The 12429-nt window shown below is 63.4% G+C and carries 13 protein-coding genes; 8 read left to right on the forward strand and 5 right to left on the reverse strand.

The window, feature by feature from the left end; genetic code table 11:
• Nucleotides 1–3 precede the first annotated feature (3 nt).
• A complete protein-coding gene (gene tlpA / locus QTL56_RS13375) occupies nt 4–669 on the reverse strand; it encodes a thiol:disulfide interchange protein TlpA (protein ID WP_245137447.1) in 666 nt (221 codons plus the stop codon).
• 24 nt (nt 670–693) lie between these two features.
• On the opposite strand from tlpA, the gene argH reads away from it, so the two are divergent.
• The 4 genes from argH to QTL56_RS13395 all read left to right on the forward strand — a co-directional run bounded on the left by argH (nt 694) and on the right by QTL56_RS13395 (nt 6439).
• Entirely contained in the window at nt 694–2097 is a 1404-nt protein-coding gene (gene argH, locus QTL56_RS13380; RefSeq protein WP_245137446.1) for an argininosuccinate lyase, read from the forward strand.
• A gap of 97 nt (nt 2098–2194) precedes the next feature.
• Nucleotides 2195–2383: an LPS translocon maturation chaperone LptM gene (gene lptM / locus QTL56_RS13385; RefSeq protein ID WP_229575016.1), complete on the forward strand. Its 189-nt coding sequence runs from the start codon at nt 2195–2197 to the stop codon at nt 2381–2383.
• Between the two features lie 13 nt (nt 2384–2396).
• Entirely contained in the window at nt 2397–3665 is a 1269-nt protein-coding gene (gene lysA, locus QTL56_RS13390; protein ID WP_245137445.1) for a diaminopimelate decarboxylase, read from the forward strand.
• Nucleotides 3666–3799: 134 nt separating this feature from the next.
• Complete coding sequence (locus tag QTL56_RS13395; protein ID WP_245137444.1) at nt 3800–6439, forward strand: TIGR02302 family protein; 2640 nt, start codon at nt 3800–3802, stop codon at nt 6437–6439.
• Nucleotides 6440–6472: 33 nt separating this feature from the next.
• Here QTL56_RS13395 and QTL56_RS13400 read toward each other — a convergent pair whose 3' ends face one another.
• Nucleotides 6473–7195 (reverse strand): SDR family oxidoreductase, encoded by a 723-nt coding sequence (locus QTL56_RS13400; protein ID WP_245137443.1) that lies wholly within the window; start codon nt 7193–7195, stop codon nt 6473–6475.
• Between the two features lie 69 nt (nt 7196–7264).
• On the opposite strand from QTL56_RS13400, the gene QTL56_RS13405 reads away from it, so the two are divergent.
• Nucleotides 7265–7900, forward strand: a complete 636-nt coding sequence (locus tag QTL56_RS13405; RefSeq protein WP_245137442.1) for a TetR/AcrR family transcriptional regulator — start codon at nt 7265–7267, stop codon at nt 7898–7900.
• An 11-nt stretch (nt 7901–7911) separates the two neighbouring features.
• Here QTL56_RS13405 and QTL56_RS13410 read toward each other — a convergent pair whose 3' ends face one another.
• The 3 genes from QTL56_RS13410 to QTL56_RS13420 all read right to left on the reverse strand — a co-directional run bounded on the left by QTL56_RS13410 (nt 7912) and on the right by QTL56_RS13420 (nt 9697).
• Nucleotides 7912–8271, reverse strand: a complete 360-nt coding sequence (locus tag QTL56_RS13410) for a response regulator (RefSeq protein WP_245137441.1) — start codon at nt 8269–8271, stop codon at nt 7912–7914.
• Nucleotides 8272–8421: 150 nt separating this feature from the next.
• Complete coding sequence (gene hpt, locus QTL56_RS13415) at nt 8422–8964, reverse strand: hypoxanthine phosphoribosyltransferase (RefSeq protein ID WP_229575022.1); 543 nt, start codon at nt 8962–8964, stop codon at nt 8422–8424.
• Nucleotides 8965–9046: 82 nt separating this feature from the next.
• The gene (locus QTL56_RS13420; RefSeq protein WP_245137440.1) at nt 9047–9697 is read right to left on the reverse strand and encodes a hypothetical protein; all 651 of its coding nucleotides are present in this window, start codon (nt 9695–9697) and stop codon (nt 9047–9049) included.
• A gap of 198 nt (nt 9698–9895) precedes the next feature.
• Here QTL56_RS13420 and ftsE point away from each other — a divergent pair, with 198 nt between their 5' ends.
• The 3 genes from ftsE to QTL56_RS13435 all read left to right on the forward strand — a co-directional run bounded on the left by ftsE (nt 9896) and on the right by QTL56_RS13435 (nt 12348).
• Complete coding sequence (ftsE, locus tag QTL56_RS13425; protein ID WP_229575024.1) at nt 9896–10555, forward strand: cell division ATP-binding protein FtsE; 660 nt, start codon at nt 9896–9898, stop codon at nt 10553–10555.
• The gene (locus QTL56_RS13430) at nt 10548–11546 is read left to right on the forward strand and encodes a cell division protein FtsX (RefSeq protein ID WP_245137439.1); all 999 of its coding nucleotides are present in this window, start codon (nt 10548–10550) and stop codon (nt 11544–11546) included. The genes ftsE and QTL56_RS13430 overlap by 8 nt, the downstream gene beginning before the upstream one ends.
• A 76-nt stretch (nt 11547–11622) precedes the next feature.
• Complete coding sequence (locus QTL56_RS13435) at nt 11623–12348, forward strand: YdcF family protein (protein WP_229575026.1); 726 nt, start codon at nt 11623–11625, stop codon at nt 12346–12348.
• Nucleotides 12349–12429 lie beyond the last annotated feature (81 nt).

Consider the following 12429-nt stretch of genomic DNA (forward strand, 5'->3'; position numbering starts at 1 on the left):
CGATCAGCTTCCGGTCGCTGCCGCCGTCACCAGCGCCTTGGCATCCGCACCGTCCCAGGCCGCGGGACCGTTCATGCTGCCGAGCAGACACCCCTTGCCATCGACGAGCAGCGTGACGGGCAGGCCGAAGGCGAGACCTTCGCGCTTCAACTGGTTGAAGACCCCCATCGAGGCATCGCGGTAGAGCCCAAGCTGATCGACGCCGGTCTCTTCAAGGAAGGTCTGCGGCTTCTCGACATCGCCCGTATCGATATTGATCGCGAGCACCTGGAAGGCATCGCCACCGGCGGCCTCCTGCAGGTTGTTGAGCGCCGGCATTTCTTCGCGGCAGGGCACGCACCAGGTGGCCCAGAGATTTATGAGAACCGTCTTGTCGGCGAAGTTTGCCATGGTCATGGGCGCACCGGCCTTGTCCTGGAAGGTGAGCCCCTGGATGAGCTTCGGCTCGCTGACGGGGATCATCGCAGCGACATCGCCCTTCAGATAGGGGGTCAGGGTCTCTGCCCTGGCGACGGAACCCTCGCATTGCGCGGCATCTGCAGTCTCCACGGCATTGCCAGACATGGTCTGCTTCACGTATACCGCAGCCGCGCCGGCGACGATGCCGGCCACCGCCGCGATCGCAACCAGCTTGGTGGGGAAGAGACGCTCAGGTCTTTTTTCTGTCATGTCATTCTCCAGGACGGGCATTCCATGGCCGAGGCAACCAAAGACACCAAATCCTCCAACCAGATGTGGGGCGGTCGCTTCGCCTCCGGCCCGTCGGCCATCATGGAGGAGATAAATGCCTCCATCGGTTTCGACAAGAAGCTTTACGCCCAGGACATCCGCGGCTCAAAGGCGCATGCGACCATGCTGGCGCACCAAGGCATTATCTCGGCCGAAGATAAAGACAAGATCCTTCACGGCCTGGACACGATCCTGTCAGAGATTGAAAGCGGAAGCTTCACCTTCTCGCGCAAGCTCGAAGACATCCATATGAACATCGAGGCGCGCCTTGCCGACCTGATCGGCCCGGCCGCCGGTCGCCTGCATACCGCCCGCTCGCGCAATGATCAGGTGGCGCTCGACTTCCGCCTCTGGGTCAAGGAAGAACTGCAGAAGACCGAAGCAGCCTTGTCCGGCCTGATCGCAGCCTTCCTCGACCGCGCCGAAGAACATGCCGACACGGTCATGCCAGGCTTCACCCATCTCCAGACGGCCCAGCCGGTGACCTTCGGTCATCACTGCATGGCCTATGTCGAGATGTTCGGCCGCGACCGTCAGCGCGTGCGCCACGCGATCGAACACCTGGATGAAAGCCCGATCGGGGCTGCGGCACTCGCCGGCACCGGTTATCCGATCGACCGCCACATGACGGCGGCCGCACTCGGCTTCCGCGAACCGACCCGCAATTCGATCGACACGGTCTCCGACCGCGACTTTGCGCTGGAATTCCTCTCGATCGCCTCGATTGCCGCCGTGCACCTGTCGCGGCTTGCCGAAGAGATCGTCATCTGGTCGACGCCGCAATTCGGCTTCATCCGCCTGTCGGACGCCTTCTCGACCGGCTCCTCGATCATGCCGCAGAAGAAGAACCCGGATGCGGCCGAACTGGTGCGCGCCAAAACCGGCCGCATCAACGGCTCGCTGATTGCGCTGCTGACCGTCATGAAGGGCCTGCCGCTTGCCTATTCCAAGGACATGCAGGAAGACAAGGAACAGGTCTTCGACGCGGCTGAAAGCCTGGAACTGGCGATTGCCGCCATGACCGGCATGGTCACCGACATGACGATCCGCACCGACCGCATGAAGGCTGCCGCCGGCACCGGTTATTCGACGGCAACCGACCTCGCCGACTGGCTGGTGCGCGAAGCCGGCCTTCCCTTCCGCGATGCCCATCATGTGACCGGCAATGCGGTCGCGCTGGCCGAGAAGAAGGGCTGCGATCTGGCCGAGCTTTCGCTGGACGAACTGCAGGGCATCAACGCGGCAATCACCGCGGATGTCTTCAATGTCTTGACCGTGGAAGCCTCGGTTGCCAGCCGCAAGAGCTTTGGCGGCACGGCGCCTTCGGAAGTGCGCAAGCAGATCTCCTGGTGGCGGGCGCGCAACTGATCACCCGCACTTGCGGGACACATCACGACAAGAGGGGTGCACAAGCGCCCCTTTTTTCGCTAGAGCCTAGAACAACAACATTTCTATGGACCGGGTCATGGTGAATTCGCTGAAACGCACGACGCTCACGCTCTCTCTTGTGCTGGCCGCCTCGCTGGCCCTGTCCGCCTGCGGCCGCAAGGGCGATCTCGACCCGCCGAGCACGCCGGTCGACCAGCAGAACAAGCGCGGTGTCGAGGCAGAAAAGACCCCCGACACCCCCTTCCTCCTCGATCCGCTTCTTTGACAGGGCTGAACCCGTGAACCACTTCGAGTATCGCGACGGCGTCCTCTACGCCGAGGGCGTGGCCATTCCCGAGATTGCCCGTGCCGTCGGCACACCCTTCTACTGCTATTCGACCGCGACGCTGGAGCGCCACTACAAGGTCTTCTCCAAGGCTTTCGACGGGGTCGACGCCCTCGTCTGCTATGCGATGAAGGCCAATTCCAACCAGGCCGTCCTGAAGACGCTGGGTCGCCTCGGCGCCGGCGTGGACGTGGTCTCGGAAGGCGAACTCCGCCGCGCGCTGGCCGCCGGCATTCCGGCAAGCCGCATCATGTTCTCCGGCGTCGGCAAGACACCGAGCGAGATGGATTTGGCCCTCGAAGCCGGAATCTACTGCTTCAACATCGAGAGCGAGCCGGAACTGGAAGTGCTGAACCAGCGCGCCATCAAGGCCGGCAAGGAGGCGCATGTGTCCTTCCGCGTCAATCCGGATGTCGACGCCAAGACCCATGCGAAGATCTCGACGGGCAAGAAGGAAAACAAGTTCGGCATTTCCTTCGAGCGCGCCCGTGCCGTTTACGCCCGTGCCGCGAGCCTGGAAGGCATTCAGGTAACCGGTATCGACATGCATATCGGCAGCCAGATCACCGATCTGCAACCCTTCGAGGACGCCTTCGGCCTGTTGCGTGAACTGGTAGAAACGCTGCGTGGCGACGGTCATACGATCGAACACGTCGACGTCGGCGGTGGCCTCGGCATTCCCTACAAGGACGACAACAATCCGCCGCCTGAGCCGGACGCCTATGCCCGGATCGTCAAGGACCAGCTGTCGAGCCTGAATTGCCGGATCGTCACCGAGCCCGGCCGCCTGATCGTCGGCAATGCCGGCATTCTGGTGACCGAGGTCATTTACGTGAAGGACGGCGGCGACAAGACCTTCGTCATCGTCGACGGCGCGATGAACGACCTGATCCGCCCGACGCTTTACGAGGCCTATCACGAGATCAAGCCTGTGGTGATTTCGGCAGCGAATGCCCCGCGCATCAAGGCTGATGTCGTGGGGCCCGTCTGCGAGACCGGCGATTATCTGGCACTCGACCGGGAGATGGCCATGCCGAAGCCGGGCGATCTGATCGCGGTGGGCTCCGCTGGCGCCTATGGCGCCGTGCAGGCTGGCACCTACAACACCCGCCGGCTGGTGCCGGAGGTGCTGGTCAACGGCAACGACTTTCACGTGATTCGCCCGCGCCCGAGCTATGACGATCTGATCGCGCTCGATTCGGTGCCGGACTGGCTGGCCTGATCCATTCACAATTCGGCGATGAGGCGGGAAAAACTCCTGCCTCGTCCCGGCCGCCCTCGTCTTCGCCACAAAGACTGCTATCTTCGAGAACAATCCGCCGTGCCTGACGCGTGGCGAACTCGGAGACCAGACGGATGAGCTCTTCCCGCCCGGCCGGCCACAGGAAAGGCGCCTTCAAGGACGACCCGGCGCTCGCACGTCGCGTCGGTCTCAAACGTGTGCTTGCCCGCTCCGTGCTGTTTGCCGAGCGCCTGCTGCCGCTCTTCTTGCCGGTCGCAGGCACCGCCGCCCTCTTCGTCTCGCTCGCCTGGTTCGGTGTCTACCGCGAAGTGCCTGACATCCTTCGCCTCGCGATCGTCTTCATCCTCGTCTTTGCCTTCGTCGGCTCGTTCCTGCCCTTCCTGAAGCTCAGGCTGCCGAGCATCTCCGAGGCCGACCGGCTGCTCGAAGAGCGCAACGGCCTTGCCCACCAGCCGGTAGCGGTGCAGGACGACCAGATCGCGTCCGACACGCCCTTTGCCCGCGCGCTCTGGCAGGAACACCAGCGACGCATGGCCGAGCGGATTGCAGCCCTCGACGCCGGCCTGCCGCAGCCGGACATCGCCCGCCACGACCGTTACGCGTTGCGCGCCGTGCCGGCGCTGCTCTTCGTCACGGCTCTCGCCTATTCCGGCTCCAACGGTGCCGGCTCCATCGCCGATGCCTTCCGACAGCATGTGCCGGAGAGCGAGGCGCCATCGATCCGCATCGACGCCTGGATCACGCCGCCGAGTTATACCGGCCAGCCGCCGGTCTTTCTTTCGGGCCTCGGCACACAGGACACGGCCGGCGTCACCGTACCGCAGAAATCCAAGGTCACTGTCCGCATCAGCGGCGGAGTTTCCGACGAGAAGGTTCTCTTTGTTCAGCAGTCGGACGGCACAGTCCTCGACGTGGCGGAGAAGGACGATGCGGCCGGTACGCTCACGGCCGGCTCCGAGATGGACGCCAGCAGCCAGACGACCGTCCCGACCCCACCACCAGCGCCGGCGCCCAGCGCTTCCATGACGGCGCGCACCCATGAGCTGGAACTTGCGGAAGCGGGCGAACTGCGCGTCGCCGACCGCCTCTGGACGATTGGCGTTACGCCGGACAAGGCCCCCGAGATCGCTTTCGACGGCGTGCCGCGCCGCGCGATCAATGGCGCGCTCGAAATCGCCTTCATCGCCAGGGACGATTACGGCCTGCAGAAGGCGCATGCCGAGATCGTGCCGGTCGAGGAGCAGCCGGGTGCCACACCGCTCTACCCCCTGCCCGAATACAAGCTCGACCTGCCGCGGCACAATGCCCGCGACACCAAGGGGGTTGCGAGCCGCAACATCACCGAACACCCGCTCGCCGGCCAGATGGTGGAGATCACGCTTGTTGCAACAGACGGCGCCGGTCAGACGGGCCGCAGCGAGCCGATCGAGATGCAACTGCCCGCGCGCAACTTCAGCGAACCGCTCGCGGCCTCGGTCGCGGAACAGCGGCAGGTCTTTGCGCTCGATACCCGTCAGATGCCGCGGGCGATCGCCTTCAACGAGGCACTGGTCCTGCGCGCCGACGAGACCATCCCCGACCTCGGCAACTTCATCGCGCTCGAAAGTGCGCGGGCGCGCATGAACATGGCACGCGGCGAAGAACGGCTGAAGGACACGGCGGACTATCTCTGGGAAATCGCACTCGGCATCGAGGACGGCGATCTGTCGCTTGCCGAACGCCGGCTGCGGGACGCCCAGCAGGCCCTGTCCGAAGCGTTGGAGAATGGTGCCTCCGACGAGGAGATCCAGCGGCTGATGGCAGAGCTGCGCAACGCGATGCAGGAATTTCTTCAGGCGCTGGCCGAGCGCATGCCCAACCAGCAGGGCGAACCGCAGCAGAATGCCCAAAACATGCTGCGCCAGCAGGATCTCGACAACATGCTCGACCAGCTGGAAAACCTCGCCCGCTCCGGCAATCGCGACGAGGCCCAGCAGCTGTTGTCCGAACTGCAGCGCATGATGAACAACCTGCAGGCCGGCCGGCCGCAGCAGGGCCAGCAGCAGCAGAGCAGCGAGGCCCGTCGCCAGATCGACAAGCTCGGCGAGATCATGCAGCAGCAGCAGCGGCTGATGGACGAGACCTTCCGCCTCGATCAGGCACTGCGCGACCGCATGCAGCGCGGCGATCCGCAGCAGGGTGAAGAGGGCGCGGAAGGCCAGCAGCAACAGGGCGAGCAGGGTCAGCAGAACCTCGACGGCATGACCGCCGAGCAGCTGCGCGAAGCTCTGCGGCAGCTGCGCGAACAACAGGACCAACTCGGCCAGCAGCTCGGCGACTTGCAGGAAGGCCTCAAGGGCCTCGGCATGGAACCGGGTCCGGGCTTCGGCGAGGCACAAGGGGAAATGCAGGGCGCCGGCGAAGCGCTGGGCCAGGGCCAGGGTGGCCCGGCCGTCGAGGGCCAGGGACGCGCCATGGAGGCGCTCCGCCAGGGCGCCCGCGACATGATGAACCAGATGATGCAGGCGCAGCACGGCCAAGGTGGCCAGGGCCCGCAAATGGGTCAGGGCCAGGGCAACCAGGACGGCCGCGACCCGCTCGGTCGTCCACGCGCCACGAGCGGCCCCGACTTCGGCGAACAGGTCAAGGTTCCCGACGAGATCGACGTCCAGCGCGCCCGCGAGATCCTTGAAGCCATTCGCGAGAAGCTCGGCGAGAACACGAGCCCCGAGATCGAACGGCGCTACCTGGAACGGCTGCTCGACATCCAGTGAGGCCTGAGGCCTCACTGGAGCGACGGCGCCAAGTCACCAGGGTGTCACGCCGTCCGGCTCGTGAAAGCCTCCCGATCCGCCCCTCTGGCCCAGGGCGAACAGCACGGGAAGCCTTGCCCCCTCTTCGGGCGTCATGAAGCCTTGGCCGGTCAGATCCGTCTTCACGAAACCCGGGCTGACGGAATTCACCGTGATCCCGGCATCCTTCAGTATTTCATGCAGCTGGATGGTCAGCATGTTGAGCGCAGCCTTCGAGGCATTGTAACCGATGAAGCGTGCAGCATAGTAGGGCGAGGTCGGATCGCTGTTGACGCAGAGCGATCCGAGCGAACTCGCCAGATTGACGATCCGCGCCGCCTGTGACTTGTGCAACAGCGGCAGCATGGCCTGCGTGACAGCAAGCGTGCCGAAGAAATTGGTCTCCATGACCCGGCGCACGGCATCGAGCGAAGCCGTATCCGGCGGGCCATCGGCGAAATCGAATATGCCGGCATTGTTGACGAGGATGTCGAGACGGCCGAATTCCTCCGCAATAGACCGAGCGGCAGAACCGATGGAAGCCTGATCGAGGAGATCGAGCGGCACGACAGAGACGGATCGGCCGCTCCGGGCGAGATGCTCGACTTCAACGGCAAGCTTCTGCGGGTCACGCGCCGCCATGATCACATGCACACCTGAAGCGGCCAGCTGACGCGCGATCTCCAGGCCTATCCCCTTGTTTGCACCCGTGACGAGGGCAACCGATATTTCTGTCATGAAAGGTCCTTCCGTTGCTGACGATGAGCCGTCATAATATGAAGGATCATTCAGTTTGAGGATTCGCATTTGGCACCGGTCACGCCACAGTCGCTTTCCCCCCGGAAAAGGCCGCGTCAGGCCCGCGCGGCCGCGACCGTGGATGCGATCTACGAGGCGACCATTCAGGTTTTGCTGAGCGACGGACCACAGCGGCTGACGACCACGCGTGTGGCCGAACGCGCCGGCGTCTCGGTTGGCACAATGTACCAGTATTTTCCGCAGAAGCGGGCCCTGATCCATGCGCTCAACGAGCGCTACCTGGACATTCTCGCAGAGAGGATCGAAGCCACCTGCCGCCAGCAGCACGGCGCGTCGGCCGGCATGATGGTCGTGGCCCTGATCGAGACCTATTGGCAGGCGAAGACGGAAAGGCCGGAGGTGACGCGTGCGCTCTACCGTTCGGTTGCCGATCTCGACAATTCTGCCCTGATCGAGAGTTTCGCCCAAAGGGTCGATTCCGCAACGACCCAAATGCTGGAAAGCGCCAGCGACAGCTGTTTTCAGGACCTGGCGCTGGTCAATCGCACGCTTGTGACGACCATCTTCGGTGCGGTGCGCAATGCTTTCGAGCGGCAACTCGCAGACCAGGAGGCAGCCGGCATCATGCAACAGCTCGCGCTCATGTGCCGCGCCTATATCGAAGCAGTGTCGGCCCCTCGGTAGGACCGGGGATTTCAGCCAGAGAGCGCCGAAGCCACGGCCTTGCGGATATCAGGCAGGGCGAAAGGCTTGGAGACGACATCGACGATCTTCGCCGAAAGGTCGTCGGCACGCTCGCGTTGTTCCGCATAGCCCGTCATCAGCAGGATCTTCATCTCGGGAAATTCGGAATGGGCGCGATGGGCGAGCTCGATGCCGTCCATGACGGGCATGCGGATATCCGACAGCAAAAGATCGAAAACACCTTCCGAAAGCTTTTCCAGGCCTTCGGCGCCATCGGCGGCTTCGTGCGTTTCATGGCCGTCGAGCCGAAGCGCCCGGGCGACGAAGGAGCGCAGGGAGTCTTCGTCTTCGGTGATGAGGATTCTCGCCATGGTTGAATACTACTCCCGCGTCTTTTGAGCCTTGCGAGAGGCAAATCACCAGACTTTCCTTGTCGAGTGGTAAACGCGGGACGCTTTGTCCCGCGCGATGGTTAACAGCTCACTGCAGTCCGGTGGTGCGATGTCCCCTTGCGGGACGGCTCAGGCGTCGCCGGTGACCACGCCGACAAAGGGCAGTTCGCGGAATGCATAGGCCACGTCCATGCCGTAGCCGACGACGAAGTAATCGGGGCATTCGAAACCGACGTAATCTGCCTCAAATACTTCTTTCCGCTTCACTTTCTTGTCGAGAAGAACGGCGATCGTGACGCTGGCGGCGCCGCGCTCATACATCAGTTCCTTGGCGAATAGCAGGGTGCGACCGGACTCGAGAATATCGTCGATGAGGAGGATATTGCGCCCCTTCACGTCACTGTCGATGTCCTTGATGATCTTCACGCCCTGGGAGACAGTGCCTGTGCCATAGCTGGACAGGGTGATGAACTCGACTTCAGGCGCCAGACCCACGTCATGCAACGCACGAATGAGGTCTGCGGCGAAGATGAAGGAACCCTTGAGCACCGAGATGACCAGAAGGTCGTCGCAGGGACCCTTGATGATATCCTGTGCGAGTTCGAGATTGCGCTGCCGGATCTGCTCGGCGGTAAAGAGCGGTTCGATATTCTTTCCGCGAACAACGGGCATGGGAAACTCCTAGCGTGTCGACCTGAGGTCCTTGAGCCGGCAACCTGCCGGAAAGGCAAGGCCCTTAGCACACGGGAGCCTGTTAGACACCCGCCTCTTCGAAGGAAAGCCGGACTTCCGGCGTTTTTCCACCAGGATGCTGAAGCCGGGTGACGATCCCGCGGCTCTCACCGCCATCAAGGCGTGCCACCGGTGGCTCGATATAGGTGCTGGCGACAACCTGCCCATCGAGCAGGAGATCGGCCCGAAGCTTGGGCAGGGTCACCGCACGGCCGGTGCGGTTCTCAACGATGGCGTTGAGCAGCAGAACCCGCATGCCGTTGCGATCCTGCGGCGTGAGGTTCACATGGGTGAAATCGAGCGGCTTGGCAGCGATCTCGGGATGTTCGCCGCCGCCGAAAACAAGCTGGCCGGCGAGGGAAAACATGGACACGAAGGCGATGGCGACCAGAAGCGAGAAGGCGACATCCGAGAGTTGTTGAAGCCGGGTTTCGACGCGATCAATCCCCGTGCGCAGCAAAGCGCGGAGATCAGGGGGCGTCGGCGCCGAGAACGGGGCGGCGGACGGACGCGGCGACGGCTTCGGAGTCTCGCGCACGGTGATAAACTGTGCATCGACGACGTCGGCACGCCCCATGCGCTGATGAGGCTCGATCCGGCGGCGGGCACGATCCGGCGGCAGGAGGTCGAGGTCCGCAGCTGCGGCCTGCTTCTGGTGACGGAAAGCGCTCATGCGTGCGGACCTTTCGCACAGCCAAATCGGATACCCGAAAGTCGGCGGTTGAAACGAATCCTCTCCAGACGTAAATTCAAATGGTTAATGCTTCGGAAACACGGGCGGAAAAGCCTGGGATCGGGAAGCATGTTTACCGGCCGTTGACGATCTTCGTTTACGAGCCCCAAACCTCGGACATCTCAGACTGGGCCCCCTTTGATCCATTTCGAAAATGTCGGCCTGCGCTATGGAATGGGACCGGAGATCCTCCGCGACCTGACATTCGACCTGCCGAAAGGGTCCTTCCAGTTCCTGACCGGCCCGTCCGGCGCCGGCAAGACGACGCTGTTGCGGCTGCTCTTCATGTCCCTGCAGCCGACGCGCGGCCTGATCAAGAGCTTCGGCCGCGACATCACCAGCATTCCGCGCGGCGAACTGCCCATGCTGCGCCGCCGCGTCGGCATCGTCTTCCAGGATTTCCGCCTGCTCGACCATCTGACCACGTATGAGAACGTGGCGCTGCCGCTGCGTGTGCGCGGCAAGGCGGAACAGACCTACAAGCAGGATGTCATCGAGCTCCTGAAATGGGTGGGTCTCGGCGAGCGCATCAACGTTCTGCCGCCGGTGCTTTCGGGTGGGGAAAAGCAACGCGTGGCGATTGCCCGCGCCCTGATCGACCGGCCGGAAATCCTGCTCGCCGACGAGCCGACGGGCAATGTCGATCCGCCCATGGCGCGCCGGCTTTTGAGCCTTTTCCTGGAACTCAACCGCCTCGGCACGGCGGTGGTCATCGCGACCCACGATCTCGCGCTGATGGACCAGGTGGATGCGCGACGGATGATCCTCACCGACGGGCGGCTCGACATCTATGAATGAGATCACCCCAAATCCCGGCCAGAAGAAGCGCCGCGTCGAGATGACAGTGCGGCCGACCGGCCCGATCCTGCCGCCGTCGAACATACAGGGCAATGCCCTGATGGTGGTGATCGCCATCATGGCCTTCCTCGCCTGCCTGACGCTTGGCGGCGTCTCCATGGTGCGCGCGACGGCATCCAGCTGGCAAAGCGAGATTTCCCGCGAAATCACCATCCAGATCACGCCCGCAGACGGGCTCGACATGGGGGCAGCGCTCGTCAAGGCCCGCGACCTGGCGCTGACCTTCGTCGGCACACGCGACGGCCAGATCATGGACGACAGCGCAACGGCCCGCCTGCTCGAACCCTGGCTGGGCACCGGATTGAACCTGGAGGACCTGCCGCTTCCGCGGCTGATCGTCATCACCATCGACGAGAGCAATCCGCCGGATTTCGAGGCCATGCGCGCGCTGCTGAAGGTGGAGGTGCCGCAGGCATTCCTCGACGATCACCGCACCTGGGTCGACCGACTGGTGCAGATGGCAAGCACGACGGTGCTGATTGGCTCCGGCATCCTCATCCTCGTCTTCACGGCCATGGTGCTGACCGTGGTCTTCGCGACCCGCGGCGCCCTGTCCGGCAACCGCCACATCATCGAAGTGCTGCACTTCGTCGGCGCCGAAGGAAGCTTCGTCGCGCAGGAGTTCCAGAAGCACTTCCTGAAGATCAGCCTCAAGGGGGCGGCAGCCGGCGGCCTGCTCGCCGCAGTCTTCTTCGCGCTGGCCGGTTTCTGGCAGAGTCGCTCGCTGGCGACCCCGGAAAGTGACCAGGCGACCGCGCTCTTCGGCACCTTCACCATTGGCTGGGGAGGTTATGTCGGCATTTTCGCGACCATGGTCGTCATCGCGCTTTTGACCACGATCACGGCACGGTTGACGGTGATGCGGACGATCTACGAAATCGACCTGATCCGCTCGGATCCGGCCCGCACCGACGGCTTGCTGGACGACTAACGAAAACTCGCATGTTGACTTGCCTTAAAGCCGCCTGTTCGCTGTGGGAAATCCCGGCTAATCACGGGCAATGAGCATGGATCGCATGACGCCAAATCAACCATTGCGAGACGGCGACCGGCCCCGTTCGGACGCCGGCCTTTTCGCGCGGAAAGGCCTGATCCGCAGGGTTTTGCGCTATGGCGGCATGCTTGTCATCCTGTGCACGGCCGTGCTCGTGGCTGGCTTCCTCGTCTTTGCTGATTCGGTCACCGGCATGCGACCGCCCGAGACGGTGAAGGCCGATGCAATCGTTGTGCTGACCGGCGGCTATCAGCGAATCGAGCAGGCGATCGACCTTTTGAAGCGCGGCTACGGTGAAAGATTGCTGATTTCGGGCGTCAATCCGGCAACGACGCCCGGCCAGATCCGCAAGGCGACGCGAACCTCGCCGGATGTTTTCGAATGCTGCGTGGACATCGGTTACGGTGCAATCGACACGATCGGCAATGCGAACGAGACGGCGATCTGGATCCGCGACAAGGGCTACGGTTCCGTTCTGGTCGTGACCAGCAATTACCATCTGGCCCGCAGCCTGATGGAACTGCGGCGCGGCGCACCAGACACCGAGTTCATCGGCTACCCCGTGGTGAACGCCGACCTGAAGACCCGGGCCTGGTACAGCGAGCCGGACGCGATGCGCACCATGCTGGCGGAATATGTCAAGACGGTTGTCGCCTATGTCCGGGGCGTGACCGGCTGGAGCCGGGACCAGGGCCTGCGCCCGGAAGGTGAAATCACCGAATCTGGCCGCAGCTCCTGACGGATCAGCGCAAGCGAGCGCTTTTGCTCATCGCAGTTTTCCTCTAAGCACGTCTTTGCCCGCCCTCGAGAGCCACATGAT

This window comes from Peteryoungia algae (genome assembly GCF_030369675.1).
Taxonomy (GTDB): Bacteria; Pseudomonadota; Alphaproteobacteria; order Rhizobiales; family Rhizobiaceae; genus Allorhizobium; species Allorhizobium algae.